Genomic DNA, 22,099 nt, shown 5'->3' with positions numbered 1-22,099 from the left:
AGCTAGTTTACTTATGAAAGCATTAATACAACGCGCAAAATACGGAAAAGTCACCGTGGACGGCACCACCGTCGGCCAAATCTCGGGTGGAATCGTGCTTCTTCTCGGAGCCGAAGAAGGAGACACGGAGAAAGACCTCGCCTACGTGGTCGAGAAGGTCGTCAATCTGAGAATCTTCGCAGATAACGCGGGGAAGATGAACCTCAGCCTGCTGGATGTCGGGGGCGAACTACTGGTGATTTCGCAGTTTACGCTTATGGCCGACACACGAAAGGGTAGGCGCCCAAGCTTTGTCAAAGCCATGGAGCCCGGCCTTGCAGAGGACTACTATTTGAGGTTCATCGACGCAGCAAAGGCACTGGGTGTGTCAAAAGTAGAGTCCGGCGTCTTTGGCGCAATGATGGACGTGGAGATTCTGAACGAAGGTCCTGTGACCATAATGATCGATTCCAAACGAGACTAGATGAACTGAATCTCGAATTCGATCATCTTAAGCGCATGAGTACCTTGCACCTACATGAAAGGGAGAGTTTTGACGGTCGAGTGATCGACCTGGAGCCTACCGGGCGCTATCTGGCCGTGAATGTGGACCCCGGGCCGTTTTTCAAAATGCATGAGCGTCCGGGCCAGTACGCTGTGGTTAGGTTTCCGGGCGCGTCTCCGCGTTTTCTGGCGATTTCCTCGGCGCCTGGTGCTTCAGTTTGGCGATTTCTTGTGGACCCCTCCAAAGGTGGGCTCGAGCCGATTCTCAAGAGGCTGGAGCCGAACGCGGGGTTGGAGATTTCTTATCCCGAGGGCCCTGGCTACCCGGCAGATTTTGAACGTTTTCAAAACATTCTTGTGATTTGTACCGGAAGCGGCGTGGCGAGCGTGATGGGCATGCTCGAGAATTGGCCTTCGGCGCTGCCGTCTGAGCTCATATACGCGGAGGCTTTGGACACCGAGTTTGCGTGGCGCCAAGAACTCGAGCGGCTCACGCAAAGGGCAGGTATTGGCCTCAGGCTCGTCTCAAACGGCCAGCGAATCGAAGAGATGGATGTAGTGGTTCACGACGGGACCGCGGTGATTCTGTGCGGCTCGGAGGCGTCTATCGACTATTTCTCCGAGCTTTTGATCAGCCGCGGAGCTAATCGCAAAAACATCTTCACGAATCTAGCCTGGAGGCCATGAAAGGGAGCGGCCCCCAATAACGTGCGCGTGCAGATGAAACACGGTTTGCCCGGCGCTTTCACCGTTATTGATGACCAGTCTGTAGCCGTCTAGGCCTTCTTTTCGCGCGACTTCTGCACAGGCGAGCACAAGGTGACCCAGCAGTTCTTTGTCATCAGAGTCGGCTGTGAGGGTGTTCACGATGTATCTCTTGGGGATCACCAAGATATGTGTAGGGGCCGCGGGATTGATGTCTCGGAACGCCATGACGTGGTCGTCTTCGTGAACGACATCGGCCGGCAGCTCACCACGAATGATCTTGCCGAAGATGGTGTTGTTTTCTGACATGGGTCTCCTTTTGGGTAGGTGTACAAGAAACAAAAAAGGCTGCTCGAGAGCAGCCTTTTTGTATTCTATCCGAGACCGGATTAGAAGGTCACTTCGCTCACAACGGCGTCGTTAGCGTCGTTGAACTTTTCGGAGACAGTGTTACCGAAGAGTTTGACGATAGCGATCACGAAGCAAGCGATGAGGATGAGTAGAATGATGTACTCAGTTGCTGTTGCTCCGTCTTCGTCCGAGTGAAATGCGATAAGCAAGTTTTTGAGGTCCATGAGAGTCTCCAAATTTTTATTGGCCTAAGGGCCGTGTTTTCAGTTTTGTGAAGACATAATGTCTTCGCACTCTATAAGACTGGTTTCCCAGTCAGCAAACACCCAACACGGGTGGAAGCTCGGTTTAGAGTGTCGATGGTTAGTAGTGCCAGTTACGTGCCATACTTTCCATCAAGCGTGAGACCTAGGTCTCACCCGACCCTCACGGCCGGCTGTGTGCCATAAAGACACACAAGGGGGATTCACGACCTCAAACAGCTGGGTGCGCTAACCACCAGACCAGGAAATCTCGATAACCTTTCACGTACACCGCCGTACTCAAGAGAGAGATGGTTGCGCCCAAGCTAATCAAGCTGAACACAATGATGTACTCGGTCATCGCAACACCCGACTCGTCGCTATGGAAGCGTTTAAGCATTTGTTTCGCTTTACCAGTCATGTGTTCTCCTCTTCACGCCAACTCGGTTTTTTGGTCCTTGGACCGATTTGGAACCGCTTTTTTCGTTGTTGTGAAATCGTCTTAAAATCAAAGTAACAGACAGAAATCAGGTCTTCAACTCTTTTACTCAAAATAGGCGAATTTTTTTCTTAGCCGCTTTTGAGCGAAGACCCTGTCTTCCTGACCATTTACAAATGCAAACACCGATCCAACATTTCCGCGCATCTCAGAGAGTGGGCATTTGACAGAGTTCATGGCCTTGACTACACCCCCCAAGCGCACGCGTCGCGATCCCAACTGAGCCTAAAGTGCACACCCCTATGGACATCAAACCCCACGAAGCCAGAGAAGCCTATCCGATCGCTCGCCTGATCGAGTCGCTTGAAAGTGATCAGGTGGCGTACACGCAAGCGTCGACACGCTCGTTGATGGTGGCCACGTTGAGCGATTATAGCGTCAAGACGCAGCGACCTATCTGTGTGGTCGCGCCGTCGAATGACGAGGCGCAGGCGTTGCTTCGCGATTTTGAGATCTTTGTCAGTGGTTATGCGGATGAGGATTTGGTGGACACCGTGCTCCTCTATCCAGAGGAAGAAGTGGGCCCCTACCACCTCACGAGCCCAGACCGGCGCCTGGCCCTTCAACGCATGACCGCGCTCTGGACGCTCGCACAGCCGGCAGCGCCTCGCATCCTGATCACGACTCCGGGCGCCTTGATGCGAAAGACTCTGACGGCAGAACTCGTCCGTGAGCATTCTGCGCTTTGGAAAGTCGGCGATGTCCTGACCAACGAGCAGATTCGTGCGCACCTTCAAGCCTGCGCCTACTCGGAGGTTCCTCTGGTTGAGGACGCCGGCACCTTCGCGATTCGTGGCGATATCGTGGATGTTTACTCACCTGCACATCCCCACCCGATTCGTATGGAGCGCTGGGGCGATGACGTAAGTGAGCTGCGTAGTTTTGATCCTCAAACACAGCGCACAGTCACGGAGGTCATGGCGATCCACACCTTCCCGATTCGGGAGGAGATCCTTACGGATGCTCATGTCAAACACGCTCGTGATGCGATTCGAGTGCTTGGGGCCGACCTGAACTATCCGTCAAAACGGGTCTCGCAGATGGTCCAAGATCTGGATGCGCGCATGCATTTTGCGGGGATCGATGCGCTGCTCCCTGGGTTCTACGAGGAGATGACCGGGCTCGCCGGACACCTGAGGCCGAACACAACAATTGTGCTGATGGACCGCGCTACCGGCTATGAAGCGGCTTCGCATCTTGAGGCGTTGCGCCATGAAGAACATGCGGCCTGCCTTGAAGAGTCTGAATTGGTGTTCCCGGTGGAGTCTCACTACTTGAGCGCCGATGCCGTGTTTGCAGACCTTGAGCGTTTTCAACGCATAGAACATGGACTTCGGGTCATCGAGTCGGTGGAAGACGGTGTGGAGGTCCTTGAGTTCTCGGCTCGGACAAACGCCGATGTGGTCGCGCTTCGAAAGCGCACCGGGAAGGTGGAGGAGACGATTCAGCACCTCATGCCGGAGATCGACCAATGGCGGGAGCTCTACGGTCGTATTTGCTTTGTGTGCAAGACGCGAGGGCAGGTCGACAGGCTAGTCGCGCTCTTGCGAGAGTACGACGAAGATCCGCTGGTGCTCGAACCTCCGGTGGATGTGAGCGAGCCGATTCCTCCGCCGACAGGCGTGATCGAGATCTATCAAGGCAATCTCGCAGACGGCTTTCGCTCCGAGCTCTTGAGCCTCGCCCTGATTTCCGGGCAGGACCTCTTTGGTCATAGGGCTGGCGCCGCGCAAAAGCCATCGAGCCCTTCAATACTCGAGCACGCTGCGATCAGTCACTTCCGCGACTTGAGTATTGGCGACCTCGTGGTGCACCTCGACTTTGGAATCGGGAAGTATCAGGGGCTTGTCCGCCTTGAGGTCGAAGGTGTTTCGAACGAATTCCTTCTCATTGAATACCACGGGACCGATAAGCTCTACCTTCCGATCTACCGCCTGAGCCGGATTCAAAAGTACATCGGATCTACCGAGGGCGTGCGGGTCGATAAACTCGGCGGCCAGACGTGGTCGAAGACCAAGGAGAAGGTCAAAGCCAATATTCGTGAGATCGCGGCTGATCTCCTGAAGCTCTACGCCGAGCGCGAGCTTCGCAAAGGTTTTGCGTTCTCGCCTCCGGACGAGCATTTCCGCGAGTTTGAGGACGCGTTTCCCTTTGATGAAACGCCCGACCAGGCGCGTGCGATCGAAGACGTACTGGCCGATATGTGTCGTCCGCGACCCATGGATAGGCTGGTTTGTGGGGACGTGGGCTTTGGTAAGACCGAGGTCGCGATCCGGGCAGCGATGAAGGCGGCTCTGGACGGGCGTCAGACCGCCGTGCTCGTGCCGACGACCATTCTAGCGGAACAGCACCTCGTCTCGTTTAGAAAGCGATGTGAGCCCTTCGGTGTACGCGTGGAGGCCTTGAGCCGCTTCAGGTCGCCCAAAGAGACGAAGGAGATCATTGACGCCGCCAAGGCCGGCAAGGTTGATGTCTTGATCGGTACGCACCGACTCTTGTCCAAGTCGGTGGAGTTTCGCGACCTGCGACTTCTGATTGTGGATGAAGAGCAGCGATTCGGAGTGGCGCATAAAGAGAAGATCAAACAATTGCGAACAAACCTGGATTGTTTGACGCTCACTGCCACCCCGATTCCGCGAACCCTACAGATGAGCCTGCTTGGGATCCGAGACCTTTCGGTCATTGCGACGCCTCCACACGATCGTCTGCCCGTCAGAACGCATGTCGCGAAGTTCAACGACGTGCTCATACGTGAAGCCATCATGCGCGAGCTCAATCGCGGCGGTCAGGTCTTCTTTGTCCACAATCGTGTTCAAACGATTCCTGAAATCTATGAGCACCTGGGCAAAATTGTGCCTGAGGCTCGGGTGGCGATTGCGCACGGCCAGATGGACGAGACCAAGCTTGAAGAAGTCATGGTTTCGTATGTTCAGGGCGATACCAACGTGCTCTTGGCTTCGAGTATCATCGAGTCGGGTTTGGATATACCAAATGCCAATACCATCCTTATCAATCGCGCCGATATGTTCGGGCTCGCGCAGCTCTATCAGCTGCGTGGACGTGTGGGTCGTGGCAAGGAGCGTGCGTACGCTTACATGTTGGTGCCGGCGAGGCAGAAGCCTACGCCTGATGCTGAGAAACGCCTCGAGGTGATCCAGACCTATACTGAGCTCGGAAGTGGTTTCCAGGTGGCCACCTACGACCTTGAGATTCGTGGTGCCGGCAATCTTCTAAGCGATGACCAGAGCGGGCACGTGGCCGCCGTGGGGCTCGACCTCTACAACGAACTTCTGGAAGAGGCCGTGGCCGAGATTCGAGGGAACGTGCACGAGAGCGATGTGGAGCCCGAGGTCAATATTCCTCTCGAAGCCTCGCTTCCCGATACGTATATTCCGGCTACGTCGTTGCGCCTGATGTTCTACAAGCGCTTCTCGCTCTCGCGTTCACTCGATGAGCTCTACGAGACCTTCGGTGAGATGGTCGACCGTTTTGGCGAGCCTCCGGCAGAGGTCTTGACGCTGCGAGATGTGATTGGAATCAAGGTGCGCCTGAGGCATCTCAAGGCTTCTCGCCTCGATATCGGACCTTCGTCCGTCAGGATCGATCTTTTGCCGGACACGCCTATTGAGCCAGCAAAGTTGTTGGACTTTATTCAGACTACGCGTGGCAAACTCAAGCTTACGCCTGAGATGAAGCTCCTTTACAGCTTGTCGCCGGATGAGAGCTCTAAGCCACTAGCCACATGCGATGACTTGCTCAAAACTTTGGAGAAGTTCGTTCCCTAAAAGAGGAACGTGAAGCCAGCGTTGAGGTCGGCGTTGATCGAGGTCTTTGGGAGCAAGACCATGACGTAGAGGTCGCCGGTGAACTCGAGCCAATCGGTGAGCGGGATGCCCACACCACCACCAGCTCCGGCGTGGAACCAGCCGTTACGCACGGTGTCACGAAGGTAGCAGTACGAGCTGGTGGAATCCGAGAGGATCTCCTTGCCGCCACAACTCTGAACATTTCGCTGCTTGAACTGAATCCAGTTTCGGACGCGACCAATGCCGGAGCCGAACGACGAGTACACACGCAGGGAATCCGTCTTGACGAAGGACCATTTGTACTTGAGTCCAAGCATACAGTCGCCAGGCAGCCCGAGCCCGAAGCAAGGCTCCTCGGTATCCCAGAACCCAGAACCTGGGTCAGGATTGAGGCTCGAAAAGTCTTGTGCCGGCGCGAACTGAAACTTAAAGAAGACGCCGAGATGTGCGGATTCCGTGATCATACCGCCGGCTTCGATGGTGGTGTGTCCAAACGCTGGCGCGGTGCCAACGCCAGGAACCACGCTAGGGTTCGCTGTGGCACTTCCGGAGAGCAAGAGTCCGCCGCCTGTGCCGCCAAACACCGATACGTACGCGTACTTTCGTGAAGCACCTGGCTCTGGGTCCGGCTCGATCGGGTCTGGATCCGGGTCTGTCTTTACGTTGGATGACCCAAGTACAGTGACGTTGAATGGTGCCTGGTCTGAGCCAGCGCGCGCCACGATGTCGCCGTTCTGGTCTTCAACGAAGATAAAGTACTCGATTTGTGAGGTGCGAACCTCAGAGCCCGGGATGGTCGCAGTGTACTCGGTGCCCTGGGCTTTCATTTCGATGCGCTGGTATTGTTGCTCATCAAACCGCCGATAGAGCGCCATCATCTTGGCCACGTTCAAGTCTGCAGGGGCCTGAGCTTTGAGTACGAGCGCTTGGCCGCCCTCTGTCGTTTTGACGGGCGTGTGGGTGAATTCGGAAACGGTGGTGCTAGTCTGAGGAGGCGGAACGCGCTTTTTGGCGCGTGCCATCAAGTCCTCAAGCGTAGGCGTCGCGTAGGCAGGGTCCAGAACAGCGCTATAATCGTTCTCTAGCGCAGACGCGAAGGCATCTTCGGTTACGGCTTCGTCACGCGTAGCCGCAAACCTAACAATGCCAAGCATCACGTATATCTTGGCGAGTACTGGCCCGGTGTACTTCTCCTTCTCAGCGAGTGCGATGGCGTCTTCAAGCCGTTTCTCGGCGTCTTGAATCTGCAGGATATCGTAGTCGTCGATGGCGTCGGAAAGGGAGCTTTGAAGCTTCTTCTCAACTGAAGACTGGGCAAAGGCCGCGGGAACACCTTGGGGGCCCACGAGTGTGAAGGAGGTGCCAAGGCAGAGAATAAGGAGAACACGGGAAAGAGCACGCATAGCAACCAACCAGAAAGAAAAGTGGGGCCGAAGCCCCATTAGACGCGCCACCTTACTGGCTTGTGATGTGAATCTCAACACGTCGGTTGGCAGCTCTGCCGGCTTCCGTCGTATTATCATCGATCGGACGCTCAAGACCGAAGCCTACGGAAGTCATGCGGCTTGGTTCCACACCCTGCTGGATGAGGTAGGTCCTGACGCTTGCGGCACGTTGGTCGCTGAGCTTCTTGTTGTAGGCTGCGCGCCCACGGTTATCCGTGTGTCCTTCGACTCGAATGTTGATGGACGGATTATCCTTGAGAATCTGCGCCACTTCGTTGAGTAGCGGGTAGCTCTGCGGAAGGATGTCCGACTTGGCGGTCTTGAAGAAGACGCTCTCATTGAGTCGGATCTGTCCGCCGTCCACTTTGGCTTTCGGCTCCTTGTCAGGGCATCCATCCTCATCCTGATGGCCATTGTAGGTTTCAGGTTCGAACGGACATTCGTCGATAAGGTCAGCGATTTCATCACCATCATTATCGGGGTCCGGACACCCGTCTTCATCTTGGAAGCCATCGAAGTCTTCGGCCGCGATTGGGCACTGGTCGTTGATATCCGCGATTCCGTCGAGGTCATTGTCGAAGTCAGGACATCCGTCTTCATCTTGGAAGCCGTCCTTATCTTCAACGACATTCGGGCAGAGATCGTTGATATCGAGGATGCCGTCACCGTCATTATCGGGGTCTGGGCAACCATCTTCGTCTTGATATCCGTCGAAGTCTTCCGGATCGAGAGGGCACTGATCGACATCGTCGAGGATGCCATCACCGTCCTGATCGCCAGGCGCTGGTTCAAGTTCAACAACTTCTTTCTGTTCCACCACCACGGCCACGCTTTGGTCGACGCACTTCTCGAAATCCGAGAGTTTATCAGCCAATCTCGCATTTTCTTCGGCGAGGTCCAAGTGCTCACGGGCGCGGACGAAGTTGCCCTGGCCGAGCTCATAAAGCCCGAACTCAACATTCGACTCGGCAAATGCAATATGCTTCGGCGCGCAATTGTACGCCCGAACGTGGATGTCTTTATTGATCTCTTGAATTTCCAGCGCTCGTCCACGAAGCGTTGCACCGGTGGTGCAGCCGAGGGAGAAGAGCGTGGAAATGGCGAGCCCGCTGATGATCACACGTCTCATTGTTCGCCTCCCTCAAGTACTTCATTGGGTTCAGGCATTTCAGCGAGTACAGGATCCTTTGCAGGATTTCCTTCGCGTCGACCGGTATCACGCATGGTGACGGGCTTGATCTTGGGATTGACTGGAGAGCCGGCCCAGGGATCCTCTTTGGCCTTCAAAAGTGCGGCTTCCGCAGCTCTCTTGGCCTCCGTCGCGTAGTCATACGAGGCTTCGAAATCCGAATAACCCCATTCTTCACGCGACTTATGCAGATAGAACTTGGCACTATAATATTCGTAAGGCGCTTTTTGGTCAGCCTCAGCCACACGAGCACGCTCTAGCGCAACCGCTGCTTCACTAACTCTTTGTGTGGACTGAACGGGTCCACACGCACTCAACACGAAAGTTAATCCGCCCAGACAGCATAGTGCTGAACGAGTCCACCACACCTTCGAGGAATTTCTCATGGCGCTAACCTTGCCTTTTGGCGTTCGCAATACTTTGGACAAGCCTCGAAACATGTAGCAGACAGAAAAATTTCGTGTCAACCACAACGGTCCATGAAAACGCCCCTCAGTTCAGTTGGTCAACCACGAATGCCGTGTTTCCCGACACGGTGGCGGTCACGCCTTTGATGGTCATCTGGAGTTGGTACTCTACGTCCACGGTGTATTGGATAGGTTCGGAAACCGCTGAAGCCACCACTTTGACTACGGATCCATAGTCATCGAGAAGGTCTTTTCGCTTATACTTCTTGCCGCGCGCCACAAACTTTACGCTGTCATCTCCAGACTTTCCGTCGATTTGCACGGCGAGGGGTACGCGATACTTGGTTTTTGGGTCGACCTTGATGCTGCCCTCACGCATACGCGCCCGCGCGTCAGAGAAAACGATCTCATCTTTAAAACCTACCATCATCCAGGTCAGCGATTTTCCGCCGTGGTCCTTGGTCAACGTGATTTCACGCCAGATCACGAAAATATCGCCGTTGTAGTGGCGCATGCGCATGAAACGCGTCGCGAGGTCGAAAGGAGCGACGTTGGTGGCGACATGGTCTGCGTAGCCTGCGCGAGAAGCGCTGACTTTTTTGCCCGCGACGGTACCCGAGACGTCGGCGCGTGGGGCGATGAGGTTATACTGGTAGTATCCGCCGTCGACCTTGATTCTTCCCGAGCCTGGCTTCCAGCCGGGCATCTTGTTGTCGAAGGTCAGATCAAAGGGCTTGGCGCCTGTATGGATGATTCTGAATCCGTCTCCCACTCGCTTGACCTCGGTGTTCGCCACTTTCATGCCGAACGTGCCTTTTGAGTAAGACCATTCGCCTTCATCGAGTTTTTCTGAATACTTGTACTTGGGCTGATTGGGCAGGTTGACGCGTACTTGCACGGCACCGTGGCCGGAACCCCAGCCGAGGTTGGAAATCGTAAAATCCACACCAACGTGACCGCCGTCCTCGAGGTCCACCGCGAAGGTGTAGCGCTCCGAGTAGCCTTCTTCAGAGCTCATCTTGGGGACGAGGTCTTTTGAGCTGACTTTGCCGGAGCCTTTTCCCCAGCCCATTGCAGTGCCTGGGACGAGGAGAAGGGCGATTAGTGCTGAAAAAAGTACGATTCTCATTGGCATTCCTAAATTCCAGTTTGTCTCGTGTTACGACGAGTTAGGGGCGCCGTCTATTCATTTCGGGAATTTTTCGGCTTCCGGCATTCAAGAATTCAGATGCGGCTTAGCTCGGGTGGTCGCAAGTGCGAACAAAACGAGACCACCCTGAACCCACGCGGCCCAACTCGGGGTGTGCCATGCGCCACCGTTTCCATACGAAAGCCACGCGAGGTAGGCGAGGATCACCGAAGTACTCCAGATCAAGGCAGCGCGCGCCATTGGGGTGTCTTCGGGCTTCTCTGCAACGGCCGCAAATGGAACCAGCCACGCAACGTACCAGGGGTGAACCGTTGGGGCGAAGAGCAGTAGCGTCCCCATCAGGAGCAAGAAGCCCTGTGCGGGCCGCCTGATCACCGTGACCGACCAGACGAAGGCACAAGACATCGCAAGGACCGCGAAGGCCTTGCCGAGAGTTGCGCTAATCTGGTCTGACGCCAAGCTTCCTTGCGGCAAATCGAAGACGACTTTCTGGCCGTCGGGAAGCGTCAGTACGGTTTCTGAGAGCGAGTAAATTGCCCGAAAGAAGATATCGTTTGAGCGCCAGGAGGCCGCATAGGTCCCGAAACCAGCCAGGAGATCGGGGCCGGCCTCCGCGAAGGGTAGATAGGTTGCTCCGACCGTGGTCACGGACACGAGGGCGACCCACGCCTTTTGGCCAAGACTTCGGCCCGGCGTAAGAAGAATGAGAGCGAGGGCCATGACCCCGAGGAATTTCGTGGAGATGCTCAGGCCGAGGACCAGTCCTACAAATACCACCGAACGTCGATTTAGCCAGAGCAAGAGCCCCCAAAGTGCGCTCAAATAGGCGAGTGCATCGAGGTGCCCGCTCCAGGCGAGTTCGGTGATGACCAGGGGATTGAGCAGGTAGATCAGGCAGAATTGATATCGCCTTAGCGCAGGCAGCTCTTTGACGATAAGTCCCGTCAAGATGAGTTCGAACGCCACGAAGATGAGTCTCAAGCTCGTCGTTCCACCGTCGAACAACGCATTGAGGCCGAACACGAATTGCGCAACCGGCGGATAGATGGTTGGGATATGTGAGTGGTTGATGCTGGGCCAAATCTCCGAATCTCTCAAAAAGGCGAGCTCGTCGGCATTTGGGGCGAGTACGAAGGGGTTTAGTCCAGCGACAAAAACTCGGCCTTCCCAGACGTACCTGAAGAGGTCGTCCGAGAGAATCGGTGGCCAGAACACAAGCCAAATTCGCACGAGTAGGGCCGCACCGAGCAACCACGTCCATGAAATGGCTGAGTGTGATTCACGCGTAGGTAAAAGCGCGAAATAGGGGATGAACGCCAAGGCGTAGATTGCAAGGAGTACGGCCGGCCACGCGCCAAGGAGGGGAAGTGCCGAGACCATCAAGGCTAGGATAAGGAGCCGAATCACGCCTCGAGCTCGGCGCTGAGTCTTAGGATTCGGCGCGCCCGAAGCGATTTGATGGTGTGCATCAGGCTCGTCATGGCCACGTAAAGGAAGCCCGCCTGGAAGAGGAGCAGAAACGGCAGGCTGAAGAGTCCGCCGGGCTCAAAGAGGATCACAAAAAAGATCGATAGCGTGAACCATGCGGCAAAGGCGAATTCCAAAAGACTCAAGAGATTCCCAGGCTTGAGATAGACCCGCGTAGTCCAAGCCTCTCCGGAAGTGATGTTGTACTTTGGGGTGCGTACGAATGGGCTTTGATGTCCGATGATGCCCTCGATAACGGCCTTGGAGTTATTGAGTGAGATGCCGATACCGAGAGCCATGACGGCCGGGAGGAGCTTGAGCGTCTCGAGGCGGCCGCGGCCAAGCTCACGCTGTGAGGTCCAGTAGAAGACACAAATTGAGAATGTGGCGCCCAGGAAAATCGGCAGGTCCACAAAGAGTGTAATCCACCAGCCTTCGTGGAGTCGGATAACTGTGGCAATCGGCATCAAGAGGGCGAGTACGACCAGCAAGAGATAGGCGATATTTGCAGTGAGGTGATAGAAGGCCTCAAGTTTGATCTTGAAGGGAAGGGGGCTTCTAAGAATGGTTGGAAGAAGTTTTCGAGCCGTTTGAAGCGAGCCTTTTGCCCAGCGATGCTGCTGGGATTTTAGCGCCGACATGTCCACTGGGAGCTCGCTTGGGACCGCCAAATCTCTAAGGAAGATGAATCTCCACCCTTTGAGTTGTGCGCGGTACGAAAGGTCGAGGTCTTCGGTCAGCGTGTCGTGGTCCCATCCTCCGGCTTCGTCGATGGCTTCGCGCCTCCATATTCCTGCAGTTCCGTTGAAGTTGAAGAAGCGCCCGGAGCGGTTTCGTGCGGTGTGTTCGATCACGAAATGGCCGTCCAAGAGCACGGCTTGGGCCCGTGTAAGCAAGCTATAGTCACGGTTAAGGTGAGCCCAACGGGCCTGAACCATGCCGACTTTAGGGTCCCAGAAATGGTGGACACTCTTGAGCAGGAAGTCGGGTTCTGGAAGAAAGTCTGCGTCAAAGATGGCGACCAGCTCTCCGGTTGCGGTCTTGAGGCCTTCCGCGAGTGCGCCTGCCTTGTATCCGGTGCGGTCGACGCGGTGGATATGGGTGATTGGGATGCCGCGGGCCCTGAGCAGCGCGACCGCCTTTCGGCAAATGTCCGTGGTGTCGTCGGTTGAATCGTCGAGCACCTGAATCTCGAGCTTGTCGTGTGGGTATTCGATCGCGGCAACGGCTTCGATGAGCCGTTCACACACGTAGCGTTCGTTGAAAAGAGGCAGTTGTATCGTGACTTTCGGGAGGTCTGACGGGTCAAAGAAGCCGGCCGGCTCCGGGTCGTTTCCAACGTACTTCTTGTAAAGGTAGACCATGAGATAGCGGTGTGACCCGTAAAACGCGAGCAACCCCAACATCAAAAAATATCCGCCCAGGATCGCTAAATGGATCCACGAATATCCCTGGTCAACCATCGAACTTCCACTTCACCAGAAAAGACCAACGCCGTTTACATACTCAAAGTGGATGCATTGGTCACGCATCAGGACGCAAGATTTAGGTATTTTGATGACAAAAGGTGTTCTTAGTCCTTATAAGGACGGACCTTGTTCTAAGAAAGTCAGTGATGAGTACACCTGCTTCCACACCACGCGCGATTATCCGGACTCTTCGGCCACACCAGTGGATCAAGAACCTCTTCGTGCTCGCGCCTTTGTTTTTTTCCAAGGCGTTTGTCGATATTGGGTTGACCCTTCAGGCGCTTTTGGCGGCGCTGCTTTTTTCATTGGTGGCGGGCGCGGTCTACACCATGAACGATCTCTTCGACGTGGAGAAGGACAGGCGTCATCCGGTCAAGAAGTTCCGTCCGATCGCGGCTGGCGACCTGAGCGTGGGTTTTGCGCGCGTGCTTTCGGGTGTTCTGGGCCCTGGTTCAGTGATTTTGGGGTTTGTGTTGGATTGGAGGGTTGGGGCGATTCTCGGTGCGTACTTGGTGATGAATCTGGCGTATTCGTTCAAGCTCAAGCACGTGCCCTATCTGGATGTGTCGATCATCGCGATAGGCTTTGTGATGCGTGTGATGGCCGGCGCTTGGGCCATCGATGTTCTGATGTCGAATTGGCTCATCATCTGTACCTTCCTGCTGGCCATCTATCTCGCGCTCGGCAAACGAATGAACGAGCTCAAGCTCGTGGAGTCTGGGCGTGCAGAGGAGGTCCGGAAGGTCCTCAAGCATTATAATTCGGAGCATTTGAACTTTGCGGTGCTCTTTGTCTCGGGTCTAACCATTGCGAGTTATACGATTTACACGCTGAGTTCCTCGTTGCCCGATCAGCCGTTGCGCTCAGTGTACACGCCGTTTCATAGCCCGTACTTACCCCTGACCATTCCGTTTACGGTGCTTGGAATCACGCGCTTCTACCTGCTTCTCTCGAAGGATACAGATGAAAGTCCGACGGAGCTGATTTTGCGAGACATCCCATTTGTGGCGAATTTGGTAGTCTGGGGTGGTGTAATGACGGTACTTTATTTTCTTTAGGCTTAAATTCGCGGCGCTCACCCTCTGAGTGTTGACGATTTTTTGCGTGCGGTGCTAGATGAGGGTGTTCCGTCCTTGCGACCTCACCCGATGCACTCTTTGTGCTGGAGGATTGTTCGATGCTTCGACATAGTCTCAACGTGATGGTGTGTCTGGTTGCCGTATTAGCAGCGACCCCTGCATCCGCGCTCGATAACGATCTTGTACTCTCTCGATTTGCGACGTTTGACCCGCAAGAGTTCGGCAACTGTCCGAACGCCTGTGGCATCGTGCAGCCGAACAGGGTGCTCTTTGAAAATATGGTGGGTGATATGGGGCTTTTGATGGCCCCGCGCATTGCTGCGCCCGCAGAAACGCTTGGTGAGGCCGGATTCGCGGTCAATATCATCACGTCTCTGAATTTCATCCCTACTGAGGAAGAACACTGGCAGGTCGGTCTTGAAGACCAAGACCCAGGCACCATGTTCACCACGTTCCTTCAGGTTCGAAAGGGCTTGCCCTTCTCGTTCGAGTTGGCGGGTAATTTTGGCTACCTCTACAACTCCGAGATGTTCGCGCTTGGTGCGGACTTGAAATGGGCGCTTAACGAAGGGTTCTACTACTTCCCGGATCTCGCCGTACGCGGCAGTGTGAACACCGTGATGGGCTCGCCGGATTTGAACTTGATCAACGCCGGCGGTGATATGTCGATGTCGAAGGCGTTTGGGATTAGCGGTGTGATGACGCTGACGCCATATCTTGGCTACCAGATGCTCTTCACCATCGGGTCGAGCCGCCTTTTGAATGCTTATCCGCAAGATCCGCGGCCTCCTCAGTTCGACCTCGACAATCCGTCTGGCATGGGTTCTTCGACCTTCAGTCCAGAGTTTGTCTTTGAGCAGCATAACACGCAGGCGAACCGATTCTTTGTGGGTGCGCGCTTGAACGTGTGGATTCTCAACTTCGTGCTTGAGGGTGTTTTTGCCGACGTCTCTCAGGCGTCGCTCGCTGTCGGTGTGGATTTCTGAACCACCCGAGGCGGTATGACAAAAATCATCAAACGATATTCGAATCGTAAACTCTACGACACCGAACGCAGTACCTACATCACCCTTGAGGAGATTAGGGACATGGTGCGTGACGGCGAGGATATTCGGATTATCGATAACTCGACGAAAGAGGATCTGACGAACGTCACGCTGGCCCAGATTATCTTTGAGCAGGAAAAGGCGCATAAACGCCTGCTTCCGCTGGCATCATTACGATACATCATTCAGCAGTCCGGCGAGGATATCTTCCAGAAGATTCAGAATCCGGTAAGCCAGTTTAAAGACGAAGTGAAACGGAAGACCGATGCGCTCGAGGAGAGTGGCAAAGCGGTCAAAGATTTTATCGAGTCCACCCAGCGCTCCCTAGACGAGATGCAGAATCGGATGGACGAGCGATTCAAAGATGCAGTGGATCAACTGACACATATTCCTCAGATGCGACGCGAGGTTCAGGAACTTGAGCAGCGCGTAAAGCATTTGGAAAAGATGGTGCAACGGCTCGAGGGTAATCTGCGCGATGGGCAGCCGGTACGCCATGTGACAGCGAATGATCCATTCAAAGACCTGCCCTGAAAAACCAAGGACGATGTATGGTCATCGAGTGTCCAAAATGTAGTACGACGTTTCAGCTTCCGGTTGAGCGGATGTCTGCAAAAGGGTCGAAGGTTCGTTGCTCAAAATGCTCACATACCTTTCGGGTCCGCCTGACAGGGGAAGGAGAAGCTGAGGTTTTCTACAAGAATGAAGGCGTCGCGGATCCTCCAACTCAAGACCTCTCGGATTTGTTTGAGGAAAGTGTTGCAGATAGCCTCGACGACGTTTTTCCCGGAGTGAAGGGCAAGCCGATGCCAGCGGAGGAGGATGGGTTTGACCCTCGAAGTACCATGATTGGATTGCCTGTATCTGAGCGCAAGTCCAAGAGTGCTGCGCCCGACTACAATCCTTTCCCGTTCGCGTCCGCGATGACGCCACCTCCCGCGCTCGAAGAACCGAGCATCGACTTGTTCGACGGCGAGGATCCGTCCGTTGTTTCGGTGGCCGAGGAAGACCCTGATCCGTTCGCGGGCGCATTTCAGCAAGCTTCGAGTATTGATGATGAGAGTGCGATTCCGAAGCAGTTGCCTTCGAGAGCTCATCACGGAACTCCCATGGGAGGTCCTGTAGCACCGCTACCGAAACCGAAATTTGATATCGAGTCAGCTCCGGTTCCGAAGGCGGCGCCGAGAATGGCGACTCTCCCTGAGGTGCCTGAACCCGCTGAGCAACACGTCGATCCGAATGCTATGTTCGGGTCCGCCGAAGACTTGGTCGACCCGAACTTCGGGCACGACTCTCCTTCGTTTGACCCGAATTCGGGTAGGGTTGTGGCTCCACCTGCAGCGGCACAGGCCCCGCCTCAAGCTGTGGCTCCGCAAAGGGTTGCTCCGGCGGCAGCGCCGAATCGTCCACAGGACTTGCAGAGTTCTGGTCCGCCCAAGAAGGCAGCGGTGGTGGATGACCTCGACTTTGAGCCGCACCGCGTGGGTGGTGGTGGCTTCCAGAAGTTTTCGAACTTCCTCTTCATTCTGCTGATTGCAGTGGCCTGTGTGCTCGGTTTTGTGGCGTTTAAATCTGGCGGCGTTCTGGATTTCGCTCGGATCGACCACATGCTTGAGGTGGGCTTCCAGGGAAAGACGTTTGAAGCTCGCCCGGAGTGGATTCCAGAGCCGGTAGCGCCTCCAGTGCCTGAAGTTCCTGCGATTGAAGTGCAGGATGTCTTTGCCCGCCTCGTCCCGATCGGTCGCCGCGACCAGATCTTGGTAGTGAGCGGTGTGGCGTTCAACAGCTCGGACTCGGAAGTCAGCGAGGCCAAGATTCGCGTGATGATTACCGACGAGACCCAAAAAGTGCTGAGAGAATCCACGGTATCCGCAGGGCGTCAGATTCCCTTCGCAGATATCTCTGGGGCGAAGTCTATCGAGGACCTGCGCGGGCTTAGCCCGGACTCGGCAAAGCCCGTGGGCTCCAATGGGGTTCAGCCAGTTCAAAGCATCATCTTTGACGTTCCACAAACGGTGCTCGACGGGGGTGCATTTGGCGTTAAAGTTGAGGTCGTATCGCCTTGAGGTTGCATGAGTGTCGATCAAGACCTTGTGGGGGAAGTCGACGCGCCGGACCCGGTTGCTGAGCACTACCGTAGGGTCGTGAGAGCGATTACGAGTCTTCCCGAGCTCGCAATGCGCCGAGCTAAGCTCGACGAAGGCATACGAAGCCTGGAGGCCGACGTTGCCGTTTGGTTCATGGATCAACTCGTCAGAGGCGCACTCTGGGGCCGAGAGGCCGAGATGGACGCCATGTTGACGTGCGCCGCATGGTTGGTGGGTCTGCGAGAGCATGACGAGTATGAAACGCTCCAAGAATATTACCTGGCAGCCCACGAGAGCGACCGCAAAGCGGTCCTTTTTCTTTTGAGAGATTTGCCAGCACACCGAGCGATGGGTGAGAACGCCAGACTGCCGGAAGTGCGCATGCCAATTGGCCGAGAAGTGACTCTTGGGGAGAGGCGTCAGCTTGCGGCGGGGCCCGATCGGAGGTTTTTGGAGCGTCTGATTTACGAGTCGAGTCCTCTCGTCATCGAGAAGGTTCTGGCCAATCCCCATATTCGACTTCAAGACGTGCTCGTCATCGCAGCGCGACGCCCGACCAAATCAGAGCTTCTGCGCGAAGTCATGAAGTCTGATCAGTGGTTCCGCGAGATGCGTGTGCGCGAGGCCCTGGTGCAGAACCCATACATTCCAACGGGGTTTGCCTTGAAGATGATGCCAACCTTGCACGTGGACGTCTTGCGTAAGCTGCGATTTGCCACCGACCTGCATGCGATGATCCAAGAGTTTGCGAGTCTGCTGGTGGAGCTTCGAGAACAGAGGACAGCACCGTGGGGCTACTGAATCTCTTTTCTGGCCAAAGAAGTGCGGTGATTGGAGTGGCCAAGAATTGTGGGAAAACCACAACGCTAAACTTCATGATCGAGCTGTATGCGGCAGAGTTTCGCGACCAGTTTGAGCTTGGCGTTTGCTCGATCGGTATCGATGGGGAGACCAGTGACTATCTCATCGGGACGCCAAAACCTCCGGTCAGGGTGGTGGAAGGGATGTGGTGCGTGAGTGTCAGGTCCGCGTTTGACCAGAGTGACGCACGATTTGAGTTTGTGGAGCCGCTCTCGTTTGAGACTCCTTTGGGTCGACCCGTTTTGGCGCGCGTGCTTGAGGCGGGTGATTTGATGCTCGCCGGTGTTCGGCAGCGGGCGGACCTTCATGAGATTATGAGCGTGTTTGAGGCGCATGGCGTCACACGGGTTCTTATCGATGGCGCCTATGGGCGCGTGGCCGCAGCACACGCGGACTTAGTAGATTCCGTGATCGTCTCAACGGGGGCCATTATCAGTCCTAGACCAGACCAGGTGATCGCGAAGACCCGCGAGCTTGTGGAGCGTTTGAGGCTGCCTGAGGTCGAGACCGAATGGGAACGCGAGTTGTTGCGGGCGAGTATGCGCGAGGAGCGGGTGATGGTTGGCGGCGAAACGGAGCCACCGAGGCCGCTTCAGGCGCGTTCTGCGTTGCTTGCTCTCAAGGAGCTCAAGGGAAGTCTGAGCGCAGGCGAAGATGCTGTGGCAATTCCGGGGCTTGTGTCCGACAAGGTGCTCGATGGGCTCATGGCTGCGCGCTCGAAAGGAACGCTTTTGGTCTCAGATGGCACCTCGATTCACGCGGACGCATCTCGGTTTCAGAAGTTTAGGCGCCACTGGCAGGTCCGAGTGTTGGCCTCTCAAAAGGTGCTTGGAATCAGCGTAAATCCAACGTCGATAACGGGTTGGAAGATTTCGGAGGAAGCCTTGCTGGCAAGCTTTGACGCTTTATGGCCGGAAATAACTATATTCAATCCGAATCATGGCTTACACTCCCGAGGACGTGCACGATAAGGAGTGACAGTGTCTGAGACACTTCAAGATAAAATTGGACGCATTGTTCGTGAGCTTTTTGATACGCATCTCGATCTATTTGCGCATCTCTTGGCTGAAGCGGGTGTTGAGCCCGAGGAGCAGACAAGTCGGCTCGATACGCTCTATCAACTCATGCAGCGCATCGAGTACGAGCCCACCATCTTTGAAGGCGGAAGGCGCATAGCGCTGAGCCTGAGCGAAGATGAACCACAGGTGCTCAAACTCAATGAGGAGTTAATCGGGAGGATTAGCGATGCGGAGATCGTGGCCACGTTGGGCCGTCCCATCGCCCAAGTTCTTGGGCTTTCAAGCCTTTCGATGACGCTGGCGCTCAAGACACGGGACGAGCAGAGCCTCAAGAGTTTAACCACGAAAATCGCGAAGAAGGCCGAAAACGCGCCTGTTCGAGCGGTAGATGTGCCCTCGTATGTGTCGGTAAAGATTGGTGTGTTTACGTCGAGGCTGGAGTCGATTGCCGCCCTTTTGGGACAAGAGACTTCGTTTGATGTGGAGATATCCGACGAACTCCGAGGGGCTCTAAAAGGCAGCGCTGCATGGCCTGAGTGGCAGGATATTCAGGATATTGAGGCGTTTAAGGGTGTGTCCACGGCGCTTCGGACTTCACTTGGTCAAACCAAATGGGAGTCCACCTCGGAATTGATTGTAGAGCTTCTTTGGGACAGCCTTGGGCTGACTCCGCACTCGTACTTTAAGCACGCGGGGAGGGCGATTCGTGGTGCGAACGTCAGTGAGGCGGCAGCGCTCCTGGATGCGATGTTCGCCGCACTCAAGGTTCAAGAGAAGTGGTTATCGACTGAGCTCAGCACCTGGCCTTCGTTTCAAGATATCAAGACAGCATGGTCCGAACTCGCTCAGAATGAACGGCGGGCGTTTGGCATGATGTTACATGACCTTCCGGCTCCGAGCGTTTCGGTTCTGGAGGTCGCTCGGGACGCGTTCGGGCTCGATCAGCCGACGACCTTACCTTGGGAACTGCCTCTGGTTTGTTGGACGGTCCGTGAGCAAGGCGCGTTGCGCGACCTTTTTGTGGGGCTCTCAAGGACATTGCCCATCCCTCAGGACGATGGCTATCCTGTTTTGGGTAGTTTGGACCTCGAAGGCGCAACTCTGGATTACTCGGAGGACCTTGCGAATCTTGGGGTCCACCTTGCGCCGATCGACACCGAGATGCTGCCGATCGCCGAAGATGCGATCACGAGGGCTTCGGCCGCTGTGATTTCGCGGCTTTGCGAACAATTTGATGGGTTGGATGAGGCGGCTCAGACCGATATGTTGCAGAGAATCCGTGATTCGTATGACGGATTCTTCCCCAATTTCCGCGAGGTTTGGGAGAGGCATTTTTTCGGTTTGAGCAATCGGCCGAGGCCTGAGCAGTATTTCATCTTGGTGACCGGGATTCAGTCGGTGCTCACAGTTCCGATGGTGATCGATGCATTCTTGAAGCCTTCTCAAGACGAGCCGTCACCGTTTCCTACGTTGACTCTTGTCGTTGCCGTGCAGAACACTGAGGAGGGCGTTCAGACGCCGTTCTACGTACCCCTCTCGGCCCTAAACTCTACAATCACCGGGCCTCCGATTCGCGTTCGTGCAGTGCGGACCTCGCCGGGTTCGGGCGCAACCTGGCTCTGTGATCGTACGTTGGCTCTCAACAAGCTGCAGGGCCAGGCGATCGAGCTGCTCACACGGTCGATTCACGGCGACTCCATGCGACTCGCGTTGTTCACGTAGCAGTCCTACAGACTATTCTTTGTCGATATAGTATCGGATAGCGGCTTTACCCAGAGTCTGCGTGGCGGCTGCGGCGATCGCGGCAGAGACTACCGAACCGGCTACGGGAATCCAGTTTATCAAAGCGCGCGCGAACTCACGCAGCGCGAGGGCAGCACCGATATTGAGACCGAGTGCGCCACCGAATTCTCCGAGTGTCTTGGCGTTGACCTCTCTGCCGCTTAACCACGCGATAGAGGAAATCATCAGGACTTGAACGGTTGTGATGGGAAGTGAGCTAGCCACAGGAATCGGGACGACGGCAATCGACGCATTGACCGAGGTGGCTGTGCGCACGATGGCTTGTGCGATTTCCTTCTTGGAGGTCGGGTCGCCGCAGATCCTGGCGAGTCCGAGCCGCTGGGATTCATTGAGCTGCGCGAGCGCACTTGAAAGGAGCTTTCCGGGGCGAGCGAGCTGAACAACCGGGAAGGCGTCTCGGGCCATGCCCTGGTCCACAAACGCCTGTTTAAGCGCTTGTAAGGTCACAAAATCTCCCACCTCGCGCCCAGCACTTGGCCGCCAAATGACGAGCGCACCCGATGGGAGCTTGTTCGCCAGATCTTCCACGCCCTCGACGACCATCTGTAGTTCCTCAACTCGGCCCGGGGCGCGAGTATTTGAAGAAACGACACTCAGAATCAGCTCGGGGAGCTCGAAGTTCAGGGCCTTTGGGAGCGACTCATGCGGCGATTCGCTTCGTGCATCACAAACGCGAAACTCGCCGAGCTCCAATTTCCAATTCTGCCAGCGTCCTCGCCCGATCTCTTGGTGGATATCCCATTGTTCAGGGGGATCTGAGAGTGGGGCCAGCTGGCTCAGGATTTCGCCTAGAGGAGCCCCGGGCTCGCCAATGAGTAGAATGCTCGGAGGGTGAGCATCAGACACGGCTTGGGCAATCTCCTTGATGAGTTGAAAATCGCCTTTGAGTTTGTCTCGGTCTGCGGCGCTCAGCCCGGTTAGGAGTTGTTCAGCCTGAGATATCAGGTCGGTCTTTAGGTCAGGTTTTTCGTCAGGTGTTTCGTTGGCCATA

At 55.5% G+C, this 22,099-nt stretch carries 20 protein-coding genes; 10 read left to right on the top strand and 10 right to left on the bottom strand.

What is annotated here, in order from left to right; genetic code table 11:
- The first annotated feature begins 13 nt into the window (after positions 1-13).
- Entirely contained in the window at positions 14-463 is a 450-nt protein-coding gene (gene dtd / locus FRD01_RS09715) for a D-aminoacyl-tRNA deacylase (RefSeq protein ID WP_146959197.1), read from the top strand.
- 44 nt (positions 464-507) lie between these two features.
- Positions 508-1,170 (top strand): ferredoxin reductase domain-containing protein, encoded by a 663-nt coding sequence (locus tag FRD01_RS09710; protein WP_146959196.1) that lies wholly within the window; start codon positions 508-510, stop codon positions 1,168-1,170.
- On the opposite strand, the gene FRD01_RS09705 is transcribed toward FRD01_RS09710, so the two are convergent.
- The 3 genes from FRD01_RS09705 to FRD01_RS09695 all read right to left on the bottom strand — a co-directional run bounded on the left by FRD01_RS09705 (position 1,153) and on the right by FRD01_RS09695 (position 2,202).
- A complete protein-coding gene (locus FRD01_RS09705) occupies positions 1,153-1,497 on the bottom strand; it encodes a histidine triad nucleotide-binding protein (RefSeq protein WP_146959195.1) in 345 nt (114 codons plus the stop codon). The genes FRD01_RS09710 and FRD01_RS09705 overlap by 18 nt on opposite strands.
- A gap of 80 nt (positions 1,498-1,577) precedes the next feature.
- Positions 1,578-1,763, bottom strand: coding sequence for a Flp family type IVb pilin (locus FRD01_RS09700; RefSeq protein ID WP_146959194.1), 186 nt, complete (start codon positions 1,761-1,763; stop codon positions 1,578-1,580).
- Between the two features lie 250 nt (positions 1,764-2,013).
- On the bottom strand, positions 2,014-2,202 hold the full coding sequence (locus FRD01_RS09695) for a Flp family type IVb pilin (RefSeq protein WP_146959193.1): 189 nt from the start codon (positions 2,200-2,202) through the stop codon (positions 2,014-2,016).
- Between the two features lie 320 nt (positions 2,203-2,522).
- Between FRD01_RS09695 and mfd the strand changes: the two genes are divergently transcribed.
- On the top strand, positions 2,523-6,065 hold the full coding sequence (gene mfd, locus FRD01_RS09690; RefSeq protein WP_146959192.1) for a transcription-repair coupling factor: 3,543 nt from the start codon (positions 2,523-2,525) through the stop codon (positions 6,063-6,065).
- On the opposite strand, the gene FRD01_RS09685 is transcribed toward mfd, so the two are convergent.
- The 6 genes from FRD01_RS09685 to FRD01_RS09660 all read right to left on the bottom strand — a co-directional run bounded on the left by FRD01_RS09685 (position 6,062) and on the right by FRD01_RS09660 (position 13,207).
- On the bottom strand, positions 6,062-7,489 hold the full coding sequence (locus FRD01_RS09685) for a hypothetical protein (RefSeq protein ID WP_146959191.1): 1,428 nt from the start codon (positions 7,487-7,489) through the stop codon (positions 6,062-6,064). The genes mfd and FRD01_RS09685 overlap by 4 nt on opposite strands.
- A gap of 52 nt (positions 7,490-7,541) precedes the next feature.
- Positions 7,542-8,660, bottom strand: a complete 1,119-nt coding sequence (locus FRD01_RS09680; RefSeq protein ID WP_146959190.1) for an OmpA family protein — start codon at positions 8,658-8,660, stop codon at positions 7,542-7,544.
- A complete protein-coding gene (locus FRD01_RS09675; protein ID WP_249756146.1) occupies positions 8,657-9,106 on the bottom strand; it encodes a DUF4398 domain-containing protein in 450 nt (149 codons plus the stop codon). Before FRD01_RS09675 ends, FRD01_RS09680 begins: the two co-directional genes overlap by 4 nt.
- Before the next feature lie 106 nt (positions 9,107-9,212).
- Positions 9,213-10,256, bottom strand: a complete 1,044-nt coding sequence (locus FRD01_RS09670; protein WP_146959188.1) for a hypothetical protein — start codon at positions 10,254-10,256, stop codon at positions 9,213-9,215.
- A gap of 87 nt (positions 10,257-10,343) precedes the next feature.
- A complete protein-coding gene (locus FRD01_RS09665) occupies positions 10,344-11,684 on the bottom strand; it encodes an MptA/MptB family glycosyltransferase (protein WP_146959187.1) in 1,341 nt (446 codons plus the stop codon).
- Positions 11,681-13,207, bottom strand: coding sequence for a cellulose synthase family protein (locus FRD01_RS09660; protein WP_146959186.1), 1,527 nt, complete (start codon positions 13,205-13,207; stop codon positions 11,681-11,683). The genes FRD01_RS09665 and FRD01_RS09660 overlap by 4 nt, the downstream gene beginning before the upstream one ends.
- 152 nt (positions 13,208-13,359) lie before the next feature.
- Here FRD01_RS09660 and FRD01_RS09655 point away from each other — a divergent pair, with 152 nt between their 5' ends.
- The 7 genes from FRD01_RS09655 (at position 13,360) to FRD01_RS09625 (ending at position 21,027) form a co-directional block, all read left to right on the top strand.
- Complete coding sequence (locus FRD01_RS09655) at positions 13,360-14,271, top strand: decaprenyl-phosphate phosphoribosyltransferase (protein WP_146959185.1); 912 nt, start codon at positions 13,360-13,362, stop codon at positions 14,269-14,271.
- Positions 14,272-14,390: 119 nt separating this feature from the next.
- Positions 14,391-15,278, top strand: a complete 888-nt coding sequence (locus FRD01_RS09650) for a hypothetical protein (protein ID WP_146959184.1) — start codon at positions 14,391-14,393, stop codon at positions 15,276-15,278.
- A 15-nt stretch (positions 15,279-15,293) separates the two neighbouring features.
- On the top strand, positions 15,294-15,872 hold the full coding sequence (locus tag FRD01_RS09645; RefSeq protein ID WP_146959183.1) for a polyhydroxyalkanoate synthesis regulator DNA-binding domain-containing protein: 579 nt from the start codon (positions 15,294-15,296) through the stop codon (positions 15,870-15,872).
- Positions 15,873-15,889: 17 nt separating this feature from the next.
- The gene (locus FRD01_RS09640) at positions 15,890-17,404 is read left to right on the top strand and encodes a zinc-ribbon domain-containing protein (protein WP_146959182.1); all 1,515 of its coding nucleotides are present in this window, start codon (positions 15,890-15,892) and stop codon (positions 17,402-17,404) included.
- A gap of 6 nt (positions 17,405-17,410) precedes the next feature.
- Complete coding sequence (locus FRD01_RS09635; protein WP_146959181.1) at positions 17,411-18,226, top strand: hypothetical protein; 816 nt, start codon at positions 17,411-17,413, stop codon at positions 18,224-18,226.
- On the top strand, positions 18,214-19,257 hold the full coding sequence (gene kamB, locus FRD01_RS09630; protein ID WP_146959180.1) for a lysine 5,6-aminomutase reactivase subunit KamB: 1,044 nt from the start codon (positions 18,214-18,216) through the stop codon (positions 19,255-19,257). Before FRD01_RS09635 ends, kamB begins: the two co-directional genes overlap by 13 nt.
- 9 nt (positions 19,258-19,266) lie before the next feature.
- Positions 19,267-21,027 (top strand): hypothetical protein, encoded by a 1,761-nt coding sequence (locus tag FRD01_RS09625; RefSeq protein ID WP_146959179.1) that lies wholly within the window; start codon positions 19,267-19,269, stop codon positions 21,025-21,027.
- Positions 21,028-21,039: 12 nt separating this feature from the next.
- Here the strand turns inward: FRD01_RS09625 and FRD01_RS09620 are convergent, their stop codons facing one another.
- Positions 21,040-22,098, bottom strand: coding sequence for a hypothetical protein (locus FRD01_RS09620; RefSeq protein WP_146959178.1), 1,059 nt, complete (start codon positions 22,096-22,098; stop codon positions 21,040-21,042).
- Between the last annotated feature and the right edge of the window lies 1 nt (position 22,099).

Source organism: Microvenator marinus (assembly GCF_007993755.1).
GTDB lineage: Bacteria > Myxococcota_A > Bradymonadia > Bradymonadales > Bradymonadaceae > Allomicrovenator > Allomicrovenator marinus.
The sequence above is the reverse complement of the archived record's forward strand: the minus strand, read 5'-3'. Positions and strand labels throughout refer to the sequence as shown.